At 60.7% G+C, this 21,295-nt stretch carries 22 protein-coding genes and 1 pseudogene; 12 read left to right on the plus strand and 11 right to left on the minus strand.

What is annotated here, in order from left to right:
- Positions 1 to 46: 46 nt before the first annotated feature.
- From AWM79_RS11370 to arsC, 3 genes are read right to left on the minus strand one after another with little or no spacing between them, the layout of a single operon-like run.
- Positions 47 to 472 (minus strand): DUF2069 domain-containing protein, encoded by a 426-nt coding sequence (locus tag AWM79_RS11370; RefSeq protein ID WP_060782853.1) that lies wholly within the window; start codon positions 470 to 472, stop codon positions 47 to 49.
- Positions 465 to 1,070 carry an NAD(P)H:quinone oxidoreductase gene (gene wrbA, locus AWM79_RS11375; RefSeq protein ID WP_017130980.1) on the minus strand — a complete coding sequence of 202 codons (606 nt, stop codon included), beginning with the start codon at positions 1,068 to 1,070 and terminating at the stop codon, positions 465 to 467. The genes AWM79_RS11370 and wrbA overlap by 8 nt, the downstream gene beginning before the upstream one ends.
- Positions 1,067 to 1,420, minus strand: a complete 354-nt coding sequence (arsC, locus tag AWM79_RS11380) for an arsenate reductase (glutaredoxin) (RefSeq protein WP_060782854.1) — start codon at positions 1,418 to 1,420, stop codon at positions 1,067 to 1,069. The genes wrbA and arsC overlap by 4 nt, the downstream gene beginning before the upstream one ends.
- Positions 1,421 to 1,535: 115 nt before the next feature.
- Between arsC and AWM79_RS11385 the strand changes: the two genes are divergently transcribed.
- The gene (locus tag AWM79_RS11385; protein ID WP_017130978.1) at positions 1,536 to 2,000 is read left to right on the plus strand and encodes a TlpA family protein disulfide reductase; all 465 of its coding nucleotides are present in this window, start codon (positions 1,536 to 1,538) and stop codon (positions 1,998 to 2,000) included.
- A gap of 23 nt (positions 2,001 to 2,023) precedes the next feature.
- Here the strand turns inward: AWM79_RS11385 and AWM79_RS11390 are convergent, their stop codons facing one another.
- From AWM79_RS11390 to AWM79_RS11400, 4 genes and pseudogenes are all read right to left on the minus strand, one after another.
- On the minus strand, positions 2,024 to 2,428 hold the full coding sequence (locus AWM79_RS11390) for an META domain-containing protein (RefSeq protein WP_060782855.1): 405 nt from the start codon (positions 2,426 to 2,428) through the stop codon (positions 2,024 to 2,026).
- Complete coding sequence (locus AWM79_RS11395) at positions 2,428 to 2,862, minus strand: hypothetical protein (RefSeq protein ID WP_017130976.1); 435 nt, start codon at positions 2,860 to 2,862, stop codon at positions 2,428 to 2,430. The genes AWM79_RS11390 and AWM79_RS11395 overlap by 1 nt, the downstream gene beginning before the upstream one ends.
- Positions 2,863 to 2,981: 119 nt before the next feature.
- A pseudogene (locus tag AWM79_RS26075) lies at positions 2,982 to 3,114 on the minus strand (2-hydroxyacid dehydrogenase); the annotation flags it as partial.
- Positions 3,115 to 3,116: 2 nt separating this feature from the next.
- Positions 3,117 to 5,870 (minus strand): response regulator, encoded by a 2,754-nt coding sequence (locus AWM79_RS11400; RefSeq protein WP_017130975.1) that lies wholly within the window; start codon positions 5,868 to 5,870, stop codon positions 3,117 to 3,119.
- 245 nt (positions 5,871 to 6,115) lie between these two features.
- On the opposite strand from AWM79_RS11400, the gene cysM reads away from it, so the two are divergent.
- The 5 genes from cysM to AWM79_RS11425 all read left to right on the plus strand — a co-directional run bounded on the left by cysM (position 6,116) and on the right by AWM79_RS11425 (position 12,280).
- Positions 6,116 to 7,018, plus strand: coding sequence for a cysteine synthase CysM (gene cysM, locus AWM79_RS11405; RefSeq protein WP_060782856.1), 903 nt, complete (start codon positions 6,116 to 6,118; stop codon positions 7,016 to 7,018).
- Positions 7,018 to 8,370, plus strand: a complete 1,353-nt coding sequence (gene rlmD, locus AWM79_RS11410) for a 23S rRNA (uracil(1939)-C(5))-methyltransferase RlmD (RefSeq protein ID WP_060782857.1) — start codon at positions 7,018 to 7,020, stop codon at positions 8,368 to 8,370. The genes cysM and rlmD overlap by 1 nt, the downstream gene beginning before the upstream one ends.
- A gap of 130 nt (positions 8,371 to 8,500) precedes the next feature.
- On the plus strand, positions 8,501 to 10,744 hold the full coding sequence (relA, locus tag AWM79_RS11415) for a GTP diphosphokinase (protein WP_017130972.1): 2,244 nt from the start codon (positions 8,501 to 8,503) through the stop codon (positions 10,742 to 10,744).
- A 130-nt stretch (positions 10,745 to 10,874) separates the two neighbouring features.
- Positions 10,875 to 11,708 carry a nucleoside triphosphate pyrophosphohydrolase gene (gene mazG, locus AWM79_RS11420; protein WP_060782858.1) on the plus strand — a complete coding sequence of 278 codons (834 nt, stop codon included), beginning with the start codon at positions 10,875 to 10,877 and terminating at the stop codon, positions 11,706 to 11,708.
- A 26-nt stretch (positions 11,709 to 11,734) separates the two neighbouring features.
- Positions 11,735 to 12,280, plus strand: a complete 546-nt coding sequence (locus tag AWM79_RS11425) for a DUF2058 domain-containing protein (RefSeq protein ID WP_017130970.1) — start codon at positions 11,735 to 11,737, stop codon at positions 12,278 to 12,280.
- 96 nt (positions 12,281 to 12,376) lie between these two features.
- On the opposite strand, the gene AWM79_RS11430 is transcribed toward AWM79_RS11425, so the two are convergent.
- The 4 genes from AWM79_RS11430 to purM all read right to left on the minus strand — a co-directional run bounded on the left by AWM79_RS11430 (position 12,377) and on the right by purM (position 15,377).
- Positions 12,377 to 12,565: a hypothetical protein gene (locus tag AWM79_RS11430; protein ID WP_017130969.1), complete on the minus strand. Its 189-nt coding sequence runs from the start codon at positions 12,563 to 12,565 to the stop codon at positions 12,377 to 12,379.
- Between the two features lie 369 nt (positions 12,566 to 12,934).
- Positions 12,935 to 13,648: a DUF3108 domain-containing protein gene (locus AWM79_RS11435; RefSeq protein ID WP_017130968.1), complete on the minus strand. Its 714-nt coding sequence runs from the start codon at positions 13,646 to 13,648 to the stop codon at positions 12,935 to 12,937.
- 8 nt (positions 13,649 to 13,656) lie between these two features.
- Positions 13,657 to 14,307 carry a phosphoribosylglycinamide formyltransferase gene (gene purN, locus AWM79_RS11440; protein ID WP_026013067.1) on the minus strand — a complete coding sequence of 217 codons (651 nt, stop codon included), beginning with the start codon at positions 14,305 to 14,307 and terminating at the stop codon, positions 13,657 to 13,659.
- 11 nt (positions 14,308 to 14,318) lie between these two features.
- Complete coding sequence (gene purM / locus AWM79_RS11445) at positions 14,319 to 15,377, minus strand: phosphoribosylformylglycinamidine cyclo-ligase (RefSeq protein WP_017130966.1); 1,059 nt, start codon at positions 15,375 to 15,377, stop codon at positions 14,319 to 14,321.
- 375 nt (positions 15,378 to 15,752) lie between these two features.
- On the opposite strand from purM, the gene AWM79_RS11450 reads away from it, so the two are divergent.
- The 6 genes from AWM79_RS11450 to AWM79_RS11475 all read left to right on the plus strand — a co-directional run bounded on the left by AWM79_RS11450 (position 15,753) and on the right by AWM79_RS11475 (position 21,281).
- Entirely contained in the window at positions 15,753 to 16,781 is a 1,029-nt protein-coding gene (locus AWM79_RS11450; protein ID WP_017130965.1) for a DUF2066 domain-containing protein, read from the plus strand.
- A 37-nt stretch (positions 16,782 to 16,818) separates the two neighbouring features.
- The gene (locus tag AWM79_RS11455; protein ID WP_017130964.1) at positions 16,819 to 17,892 is read left to right on the plus strand and encodes an AI-2E family transporter; all 1,074 of its coding nucleotides are present in this window, start codon (positions 16,819 to 16,821) and stop codon (positions 17,890 to 17,892) included.
- A 266-nt stretch (positions 17,893 to 18,158) separates the two neighbouring features.
- Complete coding sequence (gene hda / locus AWM79_RS11460; RefSeq protein WP_017130962.1) at positions 18,159 to 18,863, plus strand: DnaA regulatory inactivator Hda; 705 nt, start codon at positions 18,159 to 18,161, stop codon at positions 18,861 to 18,863.
- A gap of 232 nt (positions 18,864 to 19,095) precedes the next feature.
- Positions 19,096 to 19,731: a C40 family peptidase gene (locus tag AWM79_RS11465; protein ID WP_060782859.1), complete on the plus strand. Its 636-nt coding sequence runs from the start codon at positions 19,096 to 19,098 to the stop codon at positions 19,729 to 19,731.
- A 231-nt stretch (positions 19,732 to 19,962) separates the two neighbouring features.
- Entirely contained in the window at positions 19,963 to 20,511 is a 549-nt protein-coding gene (locus AWM79_RS11470; protein WP_017130960.1) for a C40 family peptidase, read from the plus strand.
- Positions 20,512 to 20,612: 101 nt separating this feature from the next.
- Entirely contained in the window at positions 20,613 to 21,281 is a 669-nt protein-coding gene (locus AWM79_RS11475) for a class I SAM-dependent methyltransferase (RefSeq protein ID WP_060782860.1), read from the plus strand.
- Positions 21,282 to 21,295 lie beyond the last annotated feature (14 nt).

Consider the following 21,295-nt stretch of genomic DNA (forward strand, 5'->3'; position numbering starts at 1 on the left):
GATCGTTGCGCGCAGCAAGCGCGGTCCCACGGGACCGTGCCCGACCTTACGCCGTTTGAACCAAGCCTTCTCCCGCCAACCGGCGGTTCAACTGATGACGCCAGCGCACATACAGCATGGCGCTGCCAAACACCGCCAGGCTCGCGCCCATCTCCAGTACTCCGAACAACTGCCGGTTGGGGTCGAAGGCCGCCAGCGCGCCCTTGAGGAAATACAGGTTCACCACATAACAGGTGAACGAATGGCCGCGCGCGCTGCCTCGCAGCATCCCCGGCAGCAGTGGCAACAAGGGCACCAACTCGACCAGCAGGATCACCCACGGCCGGGCACCGTGCAGGTCGGCGAACATCAAGTAATACCCGCAGAGCAGGCCGATCAGCCCGAGAAAGCTCGCCAGGGCCAACACCCGGCCAAGCTTCACCCGTGGCTCCAGCCAGGCCTGACTGGGTAGTGTCTTGGGCTTTTTAGCCAAGGCCGTTCTCCAGCTTCAGCGCGGTGTTTGCCAGTCGCAGGCCGAGGGCGCGACACAGGGCGGTTTCATGCTCGTCCAGGGCGCGCTTGCCGTCGCTGCCGGTGTGATGGCTGGCGCCGTAGGGGGTGCCGCCTCCCCGTGTGTCGAGAAGGGCCGACTCGCTATAGGGCAGGCCGGTGACCAGCATGCCGTGGTGCAACAAGGGCAATAGCATCGACAGCAGGGTCGTTTCCTGGCCGCCATGCAGGCTGGAGGTCGAGGTGAAGACCGCGCCGGGCTTGCCCACCAGGGCGCCGGTCAGCCACAGATTGCTGGTGCCGTCGATAAAGTACTTCAACGGCGCCGCCATGTTGCCAAAGCGGGTTGGGCTGCCAAGGGCCAGGGCTGAACAATGCTTGAGGTCGTCGAGACTGGCATACAGCGCGCCCTCCTCGGGAATCGCCGGGGCCACGGCTTCGCATTCGCTGGAGATCGCCGGCACGGTGCGCAGGCGCGCTTCCATGCCAGCCTGCTCGACACCCCGGGCAATCTGGCGGGCCATTTCGCGGGTGGAGCCGTGGCGGCTGTAGAACAGCACCAGAACATAAGGTCGGCTCACGGCAGGATCTCCAGCAGTTTTTCTGGCGGCCGGCCGATGATGGCCTTGTCCCCGGCCACCAGGATCGGTCGTTCCATGAGCTTGGGATGCGCGACGATGGCGGCGATCAGTTGTGCTTCACTGAGCTGGCTATCGATCAGGTTCAGGTTCTTGTATTCGTCTTCGCCGCTGCGCAGCAGTTGCCGGGCGCTGAGGCCAAGCTTGTCGAGCAAGGCTCGCAGCTGGACGGCGTCGAGTGGGGTTTCCAGGTAGCGCACCACGGTTGGGGTCAGGCCGCGGGCTTCGAGCAGTTCTAGCGCACCACGGGATTTCGAGCAGCGCGGGTTGTGATAGAGCGTCAGATCGGTCATGTGCGGGTCGCATTTTGCATAAGGTGACGGGTATTCTACCTGCCTGGCGAGCGCTCCTGAACCGTAGGAGGTAAATGGTCGCGGTCGATGACTCATTTGACGGGAGATTGCACACATGGCGAAACGATTGGTCGCCGTATTGGCGATGATGGGCGCACTGCTGCTGAGCGGCTGCGACAACGATTACGGGGTTGACCAGCAGGGTCGCAAGGTCGCGTCCGAGCGCCTGGACAAACAGTGGAAAGTGGTCAACTACTGGGCTGAGTGGTGCGGTCCGTGCCGCACTGAAATCCCTGAGTTGAATACCCTGTCCGAGCAACTCAAGGGCCAATCGGTGGGCGTGTTCGGGGTGAACTTCGATGGCCTGCAGGGTGATGACCTGGTCAAAGCCAGCGAGGCATTGGGGATCAAGTTCACGGTATTGGCGCAGGATCCCGCGGATTTTTTCGATCTGCCACGCAATGAAGTCCTGCCAGTGACCTACATCATCGACGACAAAGGTAAGGTGCGCGAGCAGTTGATGGGCGAGCAGACCGCAGCGGGTGTGCTGGAGAGACTGAAGGCCCTCAGAGGCGCTTGACTGGCCGGCTCGCCAGAGGCGTGTCAGCCTTCTTCCGACCACAACCGCAATGGCTGGCCTTGTGCCGGCCAGAAACGCACCTGTTCCACCGGGGAGATGTCCCAGCGCCGGACGTTTTCCAGGGCCTGCAAGAAGCGTTTTTCCTGTTCCATCAATGCCGGGGCACAGCGTTTGCGGGTGCTGCCGACCTTGCCGAAGCTCAGGGTATCGCCGTCCAGGGTGTAGGGCGCGAACCAGTGGTTGCAGCCGCCGGTGCCATAGGCCCGGCCATCATCGCCGAGGGTGACGGTCAGGTGGCTGTTATCGATCAGCGGACGGTCGCCGATCCACTCCAGCATATAGCTGTGACCCTGTTGCAACTGCGCACGATCGCTGGCGCAGCCCAACAGGCTGATCGCCAGCACCCCCAGAATCATCGCTTGTTTCATTAAGTCGCCTCCTGGCATTTCGGGCAGAGGTGCTTCTCGCCGCGAGTGGTCCAACCCAGTTCGGCGATACGTGCCGTGGCGGCAGGTTTTTGGGCGGGAACGCCGAGCTTGGCATCCACCGCGAATTCGACATTCAGTTCCCTGGCGCAGCCGTCGCAGTTGACTTGCCACTGGTGAATCGCCAGCTCACTGAACACGGGTCCACGGGTCATGGCGGTCCATTGGCCCGGTGGGTTGATCAGGTGTCGCACGGTTTCGACGGTCAGGCGCATGGACAGGTCCTTGCTGCCCTTGAGCGTGACCAGCAGCACGTCGTCGATGCGGATCGAGCCACCGTTGCCGGTGACCTGATAACGACCCGGCATCAGAGCGCGGCATTCGGTCAGGGTGTGTTGCGGGCTCATCAGGTTGTAGCGGAAATCGTGTTCGACCATGGGTCCTCCAAATATGGCCGATATGCTAGCACGCGGACGCTGGCCGGATGGCGGCGCCTTGCGACCTTCGATCCGGTTCACGGTGCTTCAACGGGCTTAGCTGTGTGCCGAGCTCCGTGCCCGGTGCCCACCACGCCGACGGTTTTCCCCATCAGGTCCCAGCCCAGGCGGGCTGCAGTCACCCTCGCAGGTCCGGTGCAGGCGGCGATTGAGTGTCAGGATCAAGGCCACGGCATGTTCGGCCACGGCGTGGATCAAGCGCCGACGCGGGCCTCGATGGCGAGACGGGCGATAGCCATGTCCAGTTCGTCGAGGGCCTTCTCGGCGTTGGGGTCCTCCTGCTTGAGCAGGGTCTCGCTGCGCTGGCAGGCTGCGCGCAATTGCGGTACGCCACAGTAGCGGGTGGCACCATGAAGGCGATGGACTCGCTCGATCAGCCCGTTGTTGTCGTGGGCTTCACGGGCCGCGCGGATCGCTTCGCGGTCGGCGTCCAGTGATGCCAGCAGCATCGCCAGCATGTCGGCGGCCAGGTCCGCCTTACCCGCAGCCAGGCGCAGGCCCTCTTCCGGGTCGAGAACCAGCAGGTCGCAGCCGCTGTTCCAGACTTCGCTACCGCGCTCCTGGCCTTGGTTGCGCAGGGCCAGGCCGGTCCATTTCAATACGACTTGGGCCAACTGGCGTTCGCTGACAGGTTTGGTCAGGTAGTCATCCATGCCGCTTTGCAGCAGGGCACGTTTCTCGTTGGCCATGGCGTGGGCCGTCAGGGCGACGATGGGCAGCGGCGCGCTTTGCCGTTGATTTTCCCATTGGCGAATCGCTTCGGTGGTTTGCCGTCCGTCCATGCCGGGCATCTGCACGTCCATCAGTACCAGGTCGAAGCGAGCCCGGTGTACGGCATCGATCGCCGAGTAGCCGCTTTCCACCGCCAGCACCTCGGCACCCATATCTTCTAGCAGGGTTTGGACCAACAGCAGGTTGGCCGGGTTGTCATCCACGCACAACACCTGCGGAGCGCGGCTGCTCGAGAGTTCGACGGGCTCGATGCGTACCGGACGGGGGGTGATCAAGTCCGACAGGGCACGGCGCAATTTGCGGGTGCAGGCGGGCTTGGCCTGGAGCTGGCTGTGGGCGTTGGGCACCGACAGGTGAAACAGCGCCTGTTCGGTGGTCGGGCAGAGCACCATCACATGGCAGCCGAGGTGTTCCAGGTCCCAGATATGTTGATTCAGTCGCTCGGGCGGCATGTCTTGAGCGGTGACGCCGAGGACCGCGAGATCGATGGCCCGCTCGGTCTGGTGCCCATCGCTCACGCCATCGGCCAGGTTTTGCAGGGTGTTGAACGCAATCACTTCCAGCCCGCAGTCCTCCAATTGATGCTGCAAGGCTTGGCGTGCCAACTCGTGGTTTTCCAGCACGGCGACGCGCCGGCCGAGCAGCGGCGCGGCAGGAAGATCTTCGATATCGTCGCGGGTTTTGGGCAGGCTCAGGCTGATCCAGAACTCGGAGCCTTCGCCCGGCGTGCTGTCCACGCCGATTTCTCCACCCATCTGTTCGATCAGGCGCTTGGAGATCACCAGGCCCAGGCCGGTGCCGCCGGGCTGGCGCGACAGCGAGTTGTCGGCTTGACTGAAGGCCTGGAACAGCGTCCGCACGTCCTGGTTCGACAGGCCGATGCCGGTGTCCTGCACGCTGATGCGCAATTGCACGCTGTCCTCGTGTTCTTCCTCAAGCATGGCCCGGGCGACGATGGTGCCTTCGCGGGTGAACTTGATCGCGTTGCTCACCAGGTTGGTGAGGATTTGCTTGAGTCGTAGCGGATCGCCGATCAGCGACAACGGAGTATCGCGATAGACCAGGCTGACCAGTTCCAGCTGTTTGGCATGGGCGGCAGGGGCAAGGATGGTCAGGGTGTCCTGCAACAGGTCACGCAGGTTGAACGGAATACTGTCGAGTACCAGTTTGCCGGCTTCGATTTTCGAGAAGTCGAGAATCTCGTTGATGATCCCCAGCAGGCTGTCGGCTGATTTTTCGATGGTGCCCAGGTAGTCCAGTTGGCGCGGGGTCAGTTCGCTCTTCTGCAATAGGTGGGTGAAACCGAGGATACCATTGAGCGGTGTGCGGATTTCATGGCTCATGTTGGCGAGGAATTCGGATTTGATCCGGCTGGCTTCCAGCGCTTCCTTGCGGGCCAAGTCCAACTCGATGTTCTGGATCTCGATGGTCTCCAGATTCTGCCGCACGTCTTCGGTGGCCTGGTCGATGCTGTGCTGCAATTCTTCCTGGGCGTTCTGCAGGGTTTCGGCCATGCGATTGATGCCAGAAGCCAGCTCGTCCAGCTCCTGGCTGCCGAGGAGCGGCAGGCGGGTTTTCAGGTTGCCGTCCTTGAGCTGGGTCACGGCCTGCTTGATCTTGCTGATTGGGGTATTGATGGTGTGACTCATGCGCAAGGCCAGCAGCGCGGTGCCGAGCAAGCCGGTGGCGATCAGCAGCAGGCTGGCGAACAGGCTGCGGTAGCCGCGCAGCAACATGCCATTGTGAGACAGTTCCAGCTCGACCCAGCCCAGCAACCGGTCGGCGTCGTCGGGAAGCGGTTCGCCGGCCATACTGCGGTGCCGGCCGAAGACCGGTAGCAGATAGCGGGTCGCGTCGTTACCGCTGCGCTGCAGCATATGGGTGCTGTTGCCGGTGGGCGGCTGGTTGAGCATGCTGGGGCCGGCATGGGCCAGTTGTTGGCGGTTGGCACCGAGGAACGACACGGCCCGCACGTCGGTCTGTTCCAGTGCCTGGGTCGCGACACGCTCCAACTGCTCGCTGTCGTGGCGGCCAAGCGCCGGGGCCACCAGCGGGGCCAGTTGTTCGGCGATCATTTCCCCGCGTTGCAGCAACTGGGTTTGCAGGTCCGATTGTTGCAGCCAAGTGAAATAGCCGCCCAGGACCAGGGCCATGAGGGTGGTCGGCAGCAGGGTGAGCAGCAGGACGCGGCCTTTGATGCCCAGGTTTTTAAGCACGCATTACTCTCCATCAGATACCGCGTCCGACAGGCACGGCGATCCTCGATTCTCGGCACGCGCTTCCTGCGCGTGCTCCACCTGCGCAGTGTAGGGGAGTGATAAACCACAAGCCACAGGCCGGCACAGGCTTGCGTTGTTTAACGCTTATAGCTGAAATGAATAACGTCCGCACTTTGCGTGATATGGAGTGCAGGCGTTTGCCGGTATGATAGTCGCCCCGCAGTCTGGATTGCGAATACGCCATGACCTTGCAGTATCCAACCATCGCCGATTGCATCGGCAACACGCCCCTGGTTCGCCTGCAACGCTTGCCAGGAGCGACCAGCAACACCCTGCTGCTCAAGCTTGAAGGGAACAATCCCGCGGGCTCTGTGAAGGATCGTCCGGCCTTGTCGATGATCACCCGCGCCGAGTTGCGGGGGCAGATCCAGGCCGGCGACACGCTGATTGAGGCGACCTCGGGCAATACCGGGATCGCTCTGGCCATGGCGGCTGCAATCAAGGGCTACAGGATGATTCTGATCATGCCCGACAGCTCCACCGCTGAGCGTAAGGCGGCCATGACCGCCTATGGCGCCGAGTTGATCCTGGTCAGCCGCGAAGAAGGTATGGAAGGTGCCCGTGACCTGGCCGAACGGATGCAGGCCGAAGGGCGCGGCAAGGTGCTCGATCAGTTCGCCAACGGTGACAACCCCGAGGCGCACTACACCGGTACCGGCCCGGAAATCTGGCGGCAGACCCAGGGCACCATCACCCACTTCGTCAGTTCCATGGGCACCACCGGCACCATCATGGGAGTGTCGCGCTACCTGAAGGAGCAGAATCCCGGTGTGCAGATCGTCGGCCTGCAACCGATGGAAGGTGCTTCGATTCCCGGTATTCGCCGTTGGCCCCATGAGTACCTGCCGAAGATTTTCCAGGCCGAACGTGTCGATCGAGTCGTCGACATGGGTCAGGAAGAGGCTGAAGACGTGATGCGTCGTCTAGCCCGTGAAGAGGGGGTTTTCTGCGGTGTGTCCTCGGGTGGCGCGGTGGCGGCGATGTTGCGCCTGTCCCGGGAAGTCGAGAACGCGGTGATGGTCGCGATTATCTGTGACCGCGGCGATCGCTATTTGTCGACCGGCATCTACGACGCGCCTAACTGATGGCTCGGCATGAGAGAGGCTTGCGCTTCCAACCGAGTGGCGGCAGCCGGGCCCCGCAAGTGCCGGTGGGCAAGAAGCAACGCTTGACGATCGAGCGACTGGCTGGCGATGGCCGTGGGATCGCGTTTATCGAAGGACGGACCTGGTTTGTCGCTGGCGCCCTGGCCGGTGAAGAAGTTGAAGCCCGCGTGCTCGGTGCCCATGGCAAGGTGGTCGAGGCCCGTACCGAACGGGTCTTGCTCGCCAGCGAGCGGCGGCGCCCGGCGCCTTGCGCCCATGCCGGGCGTTGCGGTGGCTGTAGCGTGCAACATATGCCCCACGATGATCAGTTGGCCCTGAAACAGCGCATGCTCGCCGAGCAGTTGTCACGGGTGGCGGGTGTCGAGCCCGAGGAATGGGCGGCGCCCCTGACCGGTCCGGAATTTGGCTATCGCCGCCGAGCGCGGGTGGCGGTTCGCTGGGATGGCAAGGCGAAAAAACTCGAGGTGGGCTTTCGTGCGGCGTCCAGTCAGGACATCGTCGGCATCGACGATTGCCCGGTGCTGGTACAGGTCTTGCAGCCGATTATGCGCGACTTGCCGGCGATGCTTCGGCGCCTGAGCAAACCTCAGGCGTTGGGACATGTCGAGTTGTTCAGCGGCTCGGCGCTGGCGGTGTTGCTGCGTCATATGGCGCCGTTGTCAGCCGCTGACTTGCGAGTTCTGCAAGCCTTTTGCGCAGAGCATGGCGCACAGCTCTGGCTGCAGGGTGAGGACGGCTCGCAGCCGGTCGACCCGGTGCAGCCGTTGGGTTATCGCCTGGAAGCGTGGGGCCTGGAGCTGGCGTATTGGCCGGGGGATTTTGTCCAGGTCAATGCCGGGGTCAATGAAGCCATGGTGGCCCAGGCGCTCGACTGGCTGCAACCGACTGTCGGCGAGCGGGTGCTTGACCTGTTCTGCGGCTTGGGCAACTTTGCTTTGCCGCTGGCCCGTCAGGTGCATGAAGTGGTCGCGGTGGAGGGCGTGCAGACCATGGTCGAGCGGGCCGCGAGTAATGCCGCTAGCAATAATCTGCATAACGTGGCCTTTTTTCAGGCCGATTTATCCCAGCCCCTGAGCGATGCCGGTTGGGCCAAGGAAGGCTTTTCTGCGGTACTCTTGGACCCACCGCGTGACGGTGCTTTCGAGGTGGTGGGCCAGCTCGCTGCCCTGGGGGCCGAGCGGTTGGTGTATGTATCGTGCAACCCGGCAACTTTGGCGCGCGATACGGTCGAATTGATCAAGCAGGGCTATCGGTTAAAACGTGCCGGGATCCTCGATATGTTTCCGCAGACGGCGCATGTCGAGGCCATGGCGTTATTTGAAGCGAGCTAGGATGCTCGTCTAGTCTGACTGGCCGCCTCGGAATTTCGACCAGCCTTGCCGGAATGCAGGGCTATGGTTTTAACCAGGGCGGCCAGCGATTTTGACGCACAGAATCTGCGTCGTAGGGAAGGTAAGCAAGATGGTACAGGTGAGAGCACACCAGCCGATTAACACTGACGGCAGTATCAATCTCGAGGCATGGCTCGATCATACGGTCAGCGTCGACCTGGCGCTGGACCGTGAAGCCTTGAAGGAAGCCTGCGAATACGCACGGCTTGCCGAACAACAGACCAACGCGGCCCAGAACCTGTGGCCCGAAGGGGGTTCCAGTTTCAGTACCGGCCTTGAGATCGCCGAGATCCTCGCCGATCTCAAGCTCGACCAGGACTCTTTGGTCGCGGCCGTGTTGTACCGTGGCGTGCGCGAAGGGCAGATTGCGCTGCCGGCGGTCAGCCAGAAATTCGGCCCGGTGGTGGCCAAGCTGATCGATGGGGTGCAGCGCATGGCCGCCATCAGCGCCAGCCTCAGTCCGCGCCAATCCCAGGTCCTCGGCACCCAGGTGCAGGTGGAAAACCTGCGCAAGATGCTGGTGGCCATGGTCGATGATGTGCGTGTCGCCCTGATCAAGTTGGCCGAACGTACTTGCGCTATTCGCGCGGTCAAGAACGCCGATGACGAGAAGCGCGACCGGGTGGCCCGAGAGGTGTTCGACATCTACGCGCCGTTGGCCCATCGCCTGGGGATCGGTCATATCAAGTGGGAGTTGGAGGACTTGTCCTTCCGCTACCTGGAGCCCGACCAATATAAGCAGATCGCCAAGTTGCTGCACGAGCGGCGGCTGGATCGCGAGCGTTTCATCAGCGACGTGATGAGCCAGCTGGAAGACGAATTATTGGCGACCGGGGTCAAGGCCGATATCAGCGGTCGAGCCAAGCACATCTATTCGATCTGGCGCAAAATGCAGCGCAAGGGCCTGGCGTTCAGCCAGATCTATGATGTGCGTGCCGTGCGCGTGCTGGTGCCGGAGATGCGCGACTGCTACACCGCGCTGGGGATTGTCCATACCCTGTGGCGGCATATCCCGAAAGAGTTCGACGACTACATCGCCAACCCCAAGGAAAACGGCTACCGCTCGTTGCACACGGCGGTGATCGGTCCGGAAGGCAAGGTGTTGGAAGTGCAGATCCGCACCCACGCCATGCACGAAGAAGCTGAGTTGGGGGTTTGTGCGCACTGGAAATACAAAGGCACCGACGTCAGGTCGGGCTCCAATCACTACGAAGAGAAAATCTCCTGGTTGCGTCAAGTGCTGGAATGGCACGAAGAGCTGGGAGATATCGGTGGTTTGGCGGAACAGTTGCGGGTCGATATCGAGCCGGACCGGGTCTATATCTTCACCCCCGACGGACATGCCATCGACTTGCCCAAGGGCGCGACACCGCTGGATTTCGCCTATCGGGTGCATACCGAGATCGGCCACAACTGCCGTGGCGCGAAGATCAACGGGCGCATCGTCCCGCTCAACTACAGTTTGCAGACCGGCGAGCAGGTGGAAATCATCACCAGCAAGCACGGCACGCCGAGCCGTGACTGGCTGAACTCGAACCTGGGGTATGTCACCACTTCCCGGGCGCGGGCGAAGATTGTGCACTGGTTCAAGCTGCAAGCCCGCGACCAGAACGTCGCCGCCGGTAAGACTCTGCTCGAGCGCGAATTGACACGCCTTGGTCTGCCTCAGGTGGATTTCGACAAGCTGGCCGACAAAGCCAACATGAAAACCGCCGAGGACATGTTCGCCGCTCTCGGTGCCGGCGACCTGCGCCTGGCGCAACTGGTCAATTCCGCACAGCAACTGGTCGAGCCCGAGCGTGGCAACGAACAGTTGGAATTGATTCCGCGCAAGGCCACCGGCTACAAACCGGGCAAGCGCGGCGATATCCAGATCCAGGGAGTCGGCAACCTGATGACGCAGATGGCCGGCTGCTGCCAGCCTCTGCCGGGGGACGCGATCGTTGGCTACATCACCCAAGGCCGTGGCGTGAGCATTCATCGCCAGGATTGTGCCTCGGTGCTGCAATTGAGTGGGCGCGAGCCGGAGCGGATCATCCAAGTCAGTTGGGGGCCGGTGCCGGTGTCGACCTATCCGGTGGATATCATGATCCGCGCCTACGACCGTTCCGGCCTGCTGCGTGACGTGTCTCAGGTGCTGCTCAACGAGCGGATCAACGTGCTGGCGGTCAATACCCGCTCGAACAAGGAGGACAACACCGCGTCGATGTCCCTGACCATCGAAATCCCGGGGTTGGACGCGCTGGGGCGGTTGCTGGGACGGATTTCGCAGTTGCCGAATATCATCGAGACCCGACGCAACCGCGCGCCTTGAGCGGCTGTGCGTGGTCTGGCGTTGTTGGAGCTTGCACGGAAAATGCTCATTGGCTTTTTTTCGTGCCTGCTACTGCCATTAGCCACGCTTTCGGTCGCGACGCTCCATTCAAGAGTACTGGGAACAATCGATGTATAGCCTTCAAGACCTGCTTCACCTGATGGCGCGCTTGCGCGACCCGCGATACGGTTGCCCGTGGGATATCAAGCAAAACTACGCCAGCCTCGTCCCCTACACCCTGGAGGAAGTCTACGAGGTGGCGGATGCCATCGAGCGTGATGACTTCGAGCACTTGCAGGGCGAACTGGGCGACTTGCTGTTTCAAGTGGTCTATTACAGCCAACTGGCTCGCGAAGAAGGGCGCTTCGAGTTTGAAGGCGTGGTCGACAGCATCACCCGCAAGCTGATTCGTCGACATCCCCATGTCTTTCCCACGGGTGATCTCTATGCGCCCGCCGACCTGCCGCGCCTGAGCGAAGAGCAGGTCAAGCTGCGCTGGGAGCAAATCAAGGCCGAGGAGCGCGCCGAGAACCATGGCGCGCCCGAGCAGTTGTCCTTGCTCGACGATGTGCCCGCCGCGTTGCCGGCTTTGTCCCGGGCGGCTAAGTTGCAAAAGCGCGCGGCTCACGTCGGTTTTGACTGGCCGGCTGCTCTGGCGGTGGTAGACAAGGTTCGTGAAGAACTCGACGAAGTGCTCGAAGCCATGGCCGATAATGACTCGACGGCCATGGTCGATGAGATCGGCGATCTGTTGTTCAGCGTGGTCAACCTGGCCCGCCACCTCCAGGTCGATCCGGAAAATGCCCTGCGTGGCGCCAATGGCAAATTCGACAGACGCTTCCGATTTATCGAACAGGCATTGCGCGCTACCCACCGTCCCATGGAAGATTGCACCCTCGAAGAGTTGGACGCCTTGTGGGGCGAAGCCAAACGTCAGGAAAAGAATGCACCCAGCTGCGGCTGAGTCGTTGACCCAAGTGAGTAAACACCATGAGCCTTTCCCTTCGTGACCAGTTGCTCAAAGCAGGTCTGGTCAATCAAAAGCAAGCCAAGCAGGTTAGCAAAGACAAACAGAAGCAGCAGCGGCTGGTCCATAAAGGCCAGGTCGAGGCTGACGACACCCAGGCGCGTCTGGCCCAGCAAGCGCAGGCCGAGAAGGTCAAGCGTGACCAGGAGCTGAATCGCCAGCAGCAGGAGAAGGCCGAGGCCAAGGCGCGGACCGCCCAGGTCAAGCAATTGATCGAAACCTCGCGCCTGCCCAAGCTGACCACCGAGGACTACTACAACTTCGTCGACGACAAGAAGGTCAAGCGCTTGTCGGTCAACACGCTGATGCGCAACAAGCTCAGCAATGGTTCGCTGGCGATTGTGCACCATGGTGGTGGCTACGAGGTGATTCCCCGTGAAGCGGCGCTGAAGATCCAAGAGCGAGCCCCTGAGCGTATCGTCCAGCTCAATCTGCTGACCGAGAACCAGATGCCGGACGAGGATGATCCATACGCGGCCTACCAGATCCCTGACGATCTGATGTGGTAAGCCGCTGAAACGACAAACCCCGCTCAAAAGGCGGGGTTTGTACGAGTGGGGCGTCACTGGCTGCGTGGGCCGGGTGCGCCCATGGAGCTTAAGACTTCAGGCGCTTTGTGCGTGGCGTTTCATCTCGAGGGTTTCCAGCTCGTTCTTGTAATTATGAGCATCGGCCTCGTTGTGAAACATGCCTACCAGCAGGTCCTGTTGATGTACATCCCAGATTCGAATGCCATTGGCTATGCCTTCATGGGACATATGGGCATCATCGCGTTCGGTTACTTTTACGGTCATCTGCAAACTCCGGTCTCTATAGAACTGCGGCAACGCGTCGCAGGCCTCTTTTATATTATTCATTAGCCTGCTACGTAAATCGCTCACCGGTGAAACTCACCGTTGCAAAAAACATGGCAATCGCCAAAGGCCCGGATTTGTTGAGGTTGAGGGAAGGCTTGCGGAGTTTCCTGACAAAAGTTTCATGTTCTGGCATTGTCGGCAGCGGGAGAGCGGTACGTGATGCGCGCAGGGACTGGTGAGTACACGAATCACGCTAGGAGCCGTCAACAAGCGTTTTGGGATGAGATATTGTGGCGTGTCGACAAGCCTGCTCACCACAGGCTCGTCACTGGAATGTGTACCGATCAGTATCGCCAACGGAGGGTATCAGTTGCCTTTGACAGCCTTGCCGTCGACGGTGCCGTCCTGGAGCATGATGTTGTACTCCTTGCCGTCGTTTTCGACCTGGCGCAGGGCAACCAAGATGTAGCCCCAGTCTTTAGCGAACCACATTTGCGTGATGCGCTTGCTCTGTGTCGGATCACGGACGCGCTCGACCTTGATCGCATCGATCGTACCGGCCTTGGTCTGGACCTTTTCCGAACCGATCACACGAAAGTCGTAAGTGTCGGTATCAGTGCCCTCGGCAACCCGGTAGCTCATGCTTTTCTTGCCAGCCGCAATATCACGCTGCAAGGCCAACTGATAGGTCGACTTGTCGAACATGCCGCTTTCGAGGGGCAGGTTGACCGGCTCCTTGCCTTCGAAGCCAGTGACTTTGTTGGTCGTCCAGTCGAAATCCAGATTGACCTTTTTGGCCTTGCCCAGCCCGCCACGTTCGAAGGTGTAAGTCTGCGGTAACAGCTTGTCCTTATCGAGGCGCAGGGTGCTTTCCTCGGTCAGGCTGGCGATCATCATGGAAGCCTTGAAATTCAGGGTCCAGCCGCCATTGGCGTTTTTTGTCAGGCTACGTTCGGCGGAACCGCTCATGGGGAGCTGTTTCCAGTCGGCGGTATAACTGACGGAGAAAGGTTGAAGATCCGCTGCTTGCACAACAGGCAAGGCAAGCAGAGTAAGAGCGAAGAGCAGGGCGCGACGCATAAAATCTCCTAGGTTCGAATCGAATGACCGCTGGCGGTGAGTAATTGGCCGTCCAATAAAACACCCTGTCCGCTAAAGCTCAAGCGCCCTTCGGCGAACCAGCGTACCGCCAGCGGGTAAATCCTGTGTTCCTGGGTATGAACCCGCTGCGCCAGACTCTGCGCCGAATCATCAGACTCTACCGTAACCACAGCCTGTACGACCAGAGGGCCTCCGTCGAGTTCTTCAGTGACGAAGTGTACGCTGCAGCCGTGTTCGCTGTCGCCAGCCTCCAGCGCCCGCTGGTGGGTGTGCAGGCCTTTGTACTTGGGTAGGAGCGAGGGATGGATATTAAGCAGGCGTCCCCGGTAGTGCCGGACGAAGTCCGCGCTGAGAATACGCATGAAGCCGGCTAGGACTACCAGTTGTGGGTTGAAGGCGTCGATCAGTTCGATCAAGGCCCCATCAAAGGCTTCGCGACCTTCGAAGGCTTTATGATCCAGGGAGCGGGTGTCGATACCCGCATTCTTGGCGCGTTGCAGGCCGTAGGCATCGATGCGGTTGGAGATCACCGCAGCGATGCGGGCCGGATTGCCCCTAATCTGTATATCATCGATCAGGGCCTGCAAGTTGCTGCCGCTGCCCGACAGCAACACCACGACGTTACAGGTCGAGGTTATCGGCTCGGACATCAGTGAGCCTTGAGGTTCTTCAGCTCGACCTGGGCAGCGCCCTCGGCGGCGATGGCGATCTGGCCGATGACCCAAGGCTGTTCGCCGGCTTCGCGCAGGACCTTCAGGGCGATTTCAACGTGTTCCTGGGCGACGCAGATGACCATGCCGACGCCGCAGTTCAGTACGCGGTGCATTTCGGTTTCGTTGACGTTGCCTTTTTCCTGCAGCCAGTCGAAGACCGCCGGACGTTGCCAACTGGCCACGTCGACCACGGCCTGGGCACCTTTGGGCAGGACGCGTGGGATGTTGTCCAGCAGGCCGCCGCCGGTGATGTGGGCCATGGCCTTGACCGCGCCAGTGTCCTTGATCAGCTTGAGCAATGGCTTGACGTAGATACGGGTTGGCGCCATCAGCAGGTCGGTCAGCGGTTTGCCGTCCAACTGGGTGTTTTCGATATCGGCGCCGCTGACTTCGATGATCTTGCGGATCAGCGAGTAACCGTTGGAATGCGGACCGGATGACGGTAGGGCGAGCAGGGCGTCACCGGTAGCCACTTTCGAACCGTCGATGATTTCGGCTTTTTCCACGACGCCAACGCAAAAGCCGGCCAGGTCGTAGTCTTCGCCTTCGTACATGCCTGGCATTTCAGCGGTTTCGCCGCCGACCAGCGAGCAGCCGGACAGTTCGCAACCGGCACCGATACCGGTGACCACCTGGGTCGCGGTGTCGACGTTGAGCTTGCCGGTGGCGTAGTAGTCGAGGAAGAACAGCGGCTCGGCACCGCAGACCACCAGGTCGTTCACGCACATGGCCACCAGGTCGATGCCAATGCTGTCGTGCTTGTTCAGGTTCAGCGCCAAGCGCAGCTTGGTGCCCACACCGTCGGTGCCGGAGACCAGGACCGGCTGTTTGTAACCGGCCGGGATTTCGCAGAGGGCGCCAAAACCACCCAGGCCGCCCATGACTTCCGGGCGCGCAGTGCGCTTGGCCACGCTCTTGATGCGTTCGACCAATGCTTCACCGGCGTCGATGTCTACACCGGCGTCCTTGTAGCTCAGGGAGGGTTGCTTGCTCATGATCCAGGCCTTTAGGGGGGATTCAGGGAAGGCGACCGGGAAGGGCGAGGACACGAGAAGGAGCGGTGTAAGTCGTTCTTTCCGGGTGTCCGGTCATCGCCGGTCTGCGAAGGCGCGCGATTTTATCAGGCTTGAGCGGCAGCGGCCATCCTCGGGCCGACGGGCAGGGCAATATCCGCAAAAAAATCCCTGGACGGTGACGCTGGCTGCATCGGGTACGGCTGTATAAGGTATAGCGTTATCAACTGCTATCTTTATGACGGCGGAAAAACTTTCAACGAGGGTATGAATGATGGCACTGCGCTGCGGTCACATACCTGTCTGTTGGTATTTATACGGTCTCTTACGCCGTTTTCTGCTTGTCGGGAATTTTTCATGCGTTTGTTCAAATTATTGAGTGTCGGTTGCCTCTCCCTTCTGAGTCTGGCGATTCATGCCGAAACCCTGAACGGTTTGTATCAGGTACGCGAACCGGTCGGCAGCCAGACCCCGGATGAACGTAACCAGGCCACCCAGCGTGCGTTGGAAACCCTCGTGCTGCGCCTGACCGGCGACCGCCAGGCAGTGCAGAGCCCGGGGCTGGCCGAGGTGCGCAAGGACCCTCGGCAGATCATCAGCCAGTACGGCTACGATGCCGGGCCGCCGCAGAGCCTGCAGGTGGATTTCGATCCGGTGAGCACCGATCGCGCTTTACGCGGCGCGGGGCTGGCCCTGTGGGGGAGCAATCGACCCTCGATTCTCGGCTGGTGGCTGAGCGACTCCACCGAGGGTTCGAGTCTGGTGGGCGACGGGCAGTCGGCGGCGGAACCGTTGCGTCGTGCCGCAGTGCATCGCGGTCTGCCGCTGCGCTTGCCGCTGGCCGACCTGGATGAGCAGATCGTCGCCACCGCGAAGAACCTCGAAGGTGCCGATGCCTCGCCATTGCATGGGGCGTCCGAACGGTATGGCGCCGATGCATTGCTCGCCGTACACGCCCATCAAAATGGCACGCAGTGGGAGGCCAAATGGCGCCTCTGGCTGGGCGACCAGAAGGAGCAGGGGGTGGCTCAGGGCGCGGATACCGCGGCCCTGGCCGATGCCGTACTGCTGGCGGTGAGTGAGCGTCTGGCGCCGCGCTTTGCCGTCAAGCCTGGGGTGGCCACCGATCAGTTACTGGAAGTGCAAGGCATGAACCTGGAGCGCTATGCCGCGCTAGGGCATCTACTCGAACCTTTTGGCGGTCGACCTCTGAGCGTGGATGGCGAGCGGATTGTCTATCAGGTCAGCGGTAACGCCGAGCAACTGCGGGCACAATTGGGATTAGCCAAGTTGTTGGAAGTACCACCTGGCGAGGTGCCGTTGGCGGTCAACGATCCCGCTGCGGTCGCCGCGGCACCGACACCACGGCTGCGTTTCCGTTGGTAGTTCATCTTTCCCTCTATATATAAGGCTGGAGTTGTCCATGACCGACACCCGTCGATGGATTTGGCTTGGCGCGGCGGTCCTGCTGTGCGTGCTTGTGTACTTTCTGCACCCGATATTGTCGCCGTTCCTGGTGGGCATCCTGCTCGCCTATATGTTCGACCCCGTGGTCGATCGGTTGGAGAAGTTCGGGTTGTCGCGGACGTGGGGCGTGGTGGCGGTGTTCGCCCTGTTCACCCTGATCCTGATGACCCTGTTATTGGTGCTGGTGCCGATGCTGGCCAAGCAGTTGTTCCGGCTCTATGAGCTGGCGCCGCAGATGCTCGACTGGTTGCAACACACGGCGATGCCTTGGGCGCAGCACAAATTCGGCCTGGCGGATGGCTTCTGGAAGTTCGATAAAGTCAAAGCCGCCATCAGCGAGCACATGGGCCAGACCACTGATATTGTCGGTGTAGTGCTGTCCCAGGCGACAGCATCGAGTCTGGCGCTGATGGGGTGGCTGGCCAACCTGGTGCTGATCCCGGTGGTGAGTTTCTACCTGCTGAGGGACTGGGACCTGATGATGGCGAAAGTTCGCAGCCTGCTGCCGCGTCAGCAAGAGGGGCATATCGTCGCATTAGCCGGTGAGTGCCATGGGGTGCTCGGGGCGTTCGTTCGCGGCCAGTTACTGGTGATGCTGGCGCTCGGGGTGATCTATGCCGGCGGCTTGATGCTGGTCGGCTTGGAACTGGGGTTGCTGATCGGCCTGCTGGCGGGGTTGGCAGCCATTGTGCCGTACATGGGGTTTGTGATCGGGATTGGCGCTGCGCTCATTGCCGGCTTGTTCCAGTTCGGTGGTGACTGGTATCCAATGATCGGCATCGTCGCGGTGTTCATGGTCGGTCAGGCCCTGGAAGGCATGGTGTTGACGCCCTTGCTGGTGGGCGACCGCATCGGCCTGCATCCGGTTGCGGTGATTTTCGCCATTCTCGCCGGTGGCGAACTGTTCGGCTTTACCGGTGTGCTGCTGGCGTTACCGGTGGCGGCGGTAATCATGGTGCTGGTGCGGCATGTCCATGATCTTTACAAAGAGTCGGATATGTATGACGGACAGGAGGATGCAAATCTGTAATATTGAGTTCGCGCAGGTGCGGAGCTGGGTCCGGGCGCGCTCCGGCGAAGCGTTCAAGGGCATTGAGAGCCCTTCGCGGGCCGGCCATGCTCCCACGCCGATGGGTGTCATTTTTGACTGCCAGGTTATGCCGGTATTCTCATCGATCAACGCAAACCTTTGATTTTGCTTGTGGTCCGCTGCATTGTGCGCTCGGCGTCACGGGTATAAACTTTGCAGACTTTACACAGAGGCCTCTAACGGTTCCCTAGAACTGTTCCGTCAGCATGAAACCGATTCAGCTGCCCCTAGGTGTGCGTCTGCGTGATGACGCTACCTTCATCAACTATTATCCAGGCGCCAATGCCGCTGCACTCGGCTATGTCGAGCGGCTATGCGAAGCCGACGCCGGATGGACCGAAAGTCTGATCTATCTCTGGGGCAAAGATGGCGTGGGGCGTACCCATCTATTGCAGGCGGCGTGTCTGCGCTTCGAGCAGATGGGCGAGCCGGCGGTCTATCTGCCACTGGCCGAGTTGATGGATCGCGGTGTCGAATTGCTGGATAACCTCGAACAATACGAATTGGTCTGCCTGGATGACCTGCAAGTGGTCGCCGGTCGGGCGGACTGGGAAGAGGCGCTGTTCCATCTGTTCAACCGTTTGCGCGACAGTGGCCGTCGGTTACTGATTGCCGCGTCCACCTCGCCGCGTGAATTGCCGGTGAGGTTGGCGGATCTGAAGTCGCGTCTGACCCTGGCCCTGATCTTCCAGATGCGTGCGCTTTCCGACGAAGATAAATTGCGTGCTTTGCAACTGCGTGCGTCAAGACGCGGCCTGCACCTGACCGACGAAGTAGGGCATTTCATCCTGACCCGTGGTACCCGTAGCATGAGTGCGCTGTTCGAGTTGCTTGAGCGTCTCGACCAGGCCTCCTTGCAGGCTCAGCGCAAGCTGACCATTCCTTTCCTGAAAGAAACCCTGGGCTGGTAACGACAGGTAGAATCCCCCATTATTGGGGGCTGTAGGCGGGTTTTCGCCAAATTCCAGACGCCACAAAACCCACGCCGAAAGCAATTTTCGGGCGCCTGCGAGCCGGTGGGGTATTAAGTCCTTAGATGTTTTCAAGAAACTACCAAGTCACATTTTGTCCCATAAAATTTGCAAATGAGGGTGATAGAAGGCATAGTCGCGTCTTCATAAAAAATCAGCCGCGGTTGTGCCCATGCTAGTTCGCTTCGCACCCCTCGTGCCTCTCGCACTTGTTACCCTGCTTTTTGGTTGTGCGGCGCATACGCCGATTGCGCAACAGCAGGTAGAAAGTTCAGTCAAAATCGCTCCGGTTTCTGGTGTCAAATCTTCGGTTGTATTGGACGATGAATTGGCCACGGAAAAAGAGCTCGCCGAGTTTTCCGACAGCAAGCCCTATCAGTTGCCCGTCCTGGCCGACAGCATTCTTGAGCGCGGCATGTCCCTGATCGGTACCCGTTACCGTTTCGGCGGCACCAACGAGAGTTCCGGCTTTGATTGCAGCGGCTTTATCGGTTATCTGTTCCGTGAGGAAGCGGGCCTGGACCTGCCGCGTTCCACCCGAGAGATGATCAACGTGAAGGCGCCATTGGTTGCCCGCAACAAGCTCAAGCCGGGTGACTTGCTGTTCTTCGCCACCAATGGTCGTCGCGGGCGTGTCAGTCATGCCGGAATCTACCTGGGCGATGACCAGTTCATCCATTCCAGCAGCCGCCGTAGCGGTGGTGTCCGGGTCGATAACCTGGGCGACAGTTACTGGAGCAAGACCTTCATTGAGGCCAAGCGCGCCTTGGCGATGGCTCCCACCACGGTCACGGCCAGCAACAGGTAATCGTTCGACGTTTCAGTATCATCGGCCCTGTCTGGCGGCTAACTACCAAGCCGCGAAAGCGAACAAGGTTGTACAAAAAACGTCCGAAGTTAAAGTGATACTTGAAGTTTGGCGCATAGACGCTAGAATCCTGACATATTGTTGAGTGTCTGACCGCGCAAGCTCGCTTGCGCGGTTTTGATTTCTTCACACCACGGCAGAGCAAGCCGCATTCAGTCAGGATTTCTGCATATGTCGACCTTGGCCCGTATTGCCCTTATCACCCTGACCGCGTTGCTCGGTGCTTGTGCCAGCCATGCTCCGCCGCCTGCGCCAATGGCCCGTTCGGTGGTCTTCGCCGCTCCACAACCGTCTTCACCGCAAGCCGAGGATGTCCTGTTCCGTGCCCTGGGCCTGGTCGGCACACCCTATCGCTGGGGGGGCAATACGCCGGACTCGGGTTTCGATTGCAGCGGTCTGATCAGCTATGTGTACCGCGACATGGCCGGCATCAACCTGCCGCGCTCGACTCGTGAAATGATTGTGATGCGTGCTCCGAATGTGTCGCAGAACGCCCTGCAAACCGGCGACCTGATCTTTTTCGCGACTAATGGCGGCTCCCAGGTCAGTCACGCGGGAATTTATGTCGGTGAAGGTCGTTTTGTCCATGCCCCTGCCACGGGTGGCACCGTCAAACTGGACAGCCTGTCCAAGGCCTACTGGCAGCGTGCCTATCTGAATGCCAAGCGCGTGCTGCCGGCCGAACATCTGGCGCTCAATCCCCAGCAGCCTGTGTGGTGAGTTCTGTTAGTCAATGTGGGCGCCACAAATCCTTGGTCTGCGTTGCTGTTCCTCGCCATATAACCGTACAGGCCACCAGTCGCTGACTCCTTGAGGTGTTCATGACCGCTCGCACGCTCAAACTCGACGATGCCCTCTACGGCTACCTGCTGGACGTTTCCCTGCGCGAGACACCTCTGCTCAAGCGCTTGCGTGACGAGACCCAGGCGCTGCCTATGGCACGCTGGCAGGTGGCTCCCGAGCAAGGCCAATTTCTTGCCCTGCTGGTCAAGCTGACCGGTGCCCGGCGCTTGCTCGAAATTGGCACTTTTACCGGCTACAGTGCCTTGTGCATGGCGTCGGCGCTGCCGGAGGACGGCTCATTGCTGTGCTGCGACCTGCCTGGCGAGTACAACGCCACGGCGCTGCGCTACTGGCGGGAGGCTGGCTTGTCCGGGCGGATCGAACTGCGCCTGGCGCCGGCACTCGACACGCTGGCCGAGCTGGAGCGGCAGGGGCAGGGGCAGGGCGGGTCCTTCGACCTGGTGTTCATCGATGCCGACAAGGCGAACTATCCACGCTATCTGGAGATCGCCTTGCATCTGTTGCGAAGGGGTGGTCTGGCGATGTTTGACAACACCCTGTGGAGCGGCCGGGTACTGGAGGAGGGCGCGCAGAGCGAGGATACACGAGCCATCCAGGCACTGAACCTGGCCTTGAAGGATGACTCGCGGGTAGACCTGTCATTGTTGCCGGTGGGTGATGGGTTGACCTTGTGTCGTAAACGCTAGCGGGCGGCGCAAGG

Origin of the sequence: Pseudomonas agarici (assembly GCF_001543125.1) — a bacterium.
In the GTDB taxonomy this organism is placed as follows: domain Bacteria; phylum Pseudomonadota; class Gammaproteobacteria; order Pseudomonadales; family Pseudomonadaceae; genus Aquipseudomonas; species Aquipseudomonas agarici.

What these genes read in the sequence shown, in the direction of transcription:
- arsC (WP_060782854.1), bottom strand. Translation starts at nt 1,420, where the DNA reads ATGACCGATCTGACGCTCTATCACAACCCGCGCTGCTCGAAATCCCGT.
- AWM79_RS11385 (WP_017130978.1), top strand. Translation starts at nt 1,536, where the DNA reads ATGGCGAAACGATTGGTCGCCGTATTGGCGATGATGGGCGCACTGCTG.
- AWM79_RS11390 (WP_060782855.1), bottom strand. Translation starts at nt 2,428, where the DNA reads ATGAAACAAGCGATGATTCTGGGGGTGCTGGCGATCAGCCTGTTGGGC.
- AWM79_RS11395 (WP_017130976.1), bottom strand. Translation starts at nt 2,862, where the DNA reads ATGGTCGAACACGATTTCCGCTACAACCTGATGAGCCCGCAACACACC.
- cysM (WP_060782856.1), top strand. Translation starts at nt 6,116, where the DNA reads ATGACCTTGCAGTATCCAACCATCGCCGATTGCATCGGCAACACGCCC.
- rlmD (WP_060782857.1), top strand. Translation starts at nt 7,018, where the DNA reads ATGGCTCGGCATGAGAGAGGCTTGCGCTTCCAACCGAGTGGCGGCAGC.
- relA (WP_017130972.1), top strand. Translation starts at nt 8,501, where the DNA reads ATGGTACAGGTGAGAGCACACCAGCCGATTAACACTGACGGCAGTATC.
- mazG (WP_060782858.1), top strand. Translation starts at nt 10,875, where the DNA reads ATGTATAGCCTTCAAGACCTGCTTCACCTGATGGCGCGCTTGCGCGAC.
- AWM79_RS11425 (WP_017130970.1), top strand. Translation starts at nt 11,735, where the DNA reads ATGAGCCTTTCCCTTCGTGACCAGTTGCTCAAAGCAGGTCTGGTCAAT.
- AWM79_RS11430 (WP_017130969.1), bottom strand. Translation starts at nt 12,565, where the DNA reads ATGACCGTAAAAGTAACCGAACGCGATGATGCCCATATGTCCCATGAA.
- AWM79_RS11435 (WP_017130968.1), bottom strand. Translation starts at nt 13,648, where the DNA reads ATGCGTCGCGCCCTGCTCTTCGCTCTTACTCTGCTTGCCTTGCCTGTT.
- purM (WP_017130966.1), bottom strand. Translation starts at nt 15,377, where the DNA reads ATGAGCAAGCAACCCTCCCTGAGCTACAAGGACGCCGGTGTAGACATC.
- AWM79_RS11450 (WP_017130965.1), top strand. Translation starts at nt 15,753, where the DNA reads ATGCGTTTGTTCAAATTATTGAGTGTCGGTTGCCTCTCCCTTCTGAGT.
- AWM79_RS11455 (WP_017130964.1), top strand. Translation starts at nt 16,819, where the DNA reads ATGACCGACACCCGTCGATGGATTTGGCTTGGCGCGGCGGTCCTGCTG.
- hda (WP_017130962.1), top strand. Translation starts at nt 18,159, where the DNA reads ATGAAACCGATTCAGCTGCCCCTAGGTGTGCGTCTGCGTGATGACGCT.
- AWM79_RS11465 (WP_060782859.1), top strand. Translation starts at nt 19,096, where the DNA reads ATGCTAGTTCGCTTCGCACCCCTCGTGCCTCTCGCACTTGTTACCCTG.
- AWM79_RS11470 (WP_017130960.1), top strand. Translation starts at nt 19,963, where the DNA reads ATGTCGACCTTGGCCCGTATTGCCCTTATCACCCTGACCGCGTTGCTC.
- AWM79_RS11475 (WP_060782860.1), top strand. Translation starts at nt 20,613, where the DNA reads ATGACCGCTCGCACGCTCAAACTCGACGATGCCCTCTACGGCTACCTG.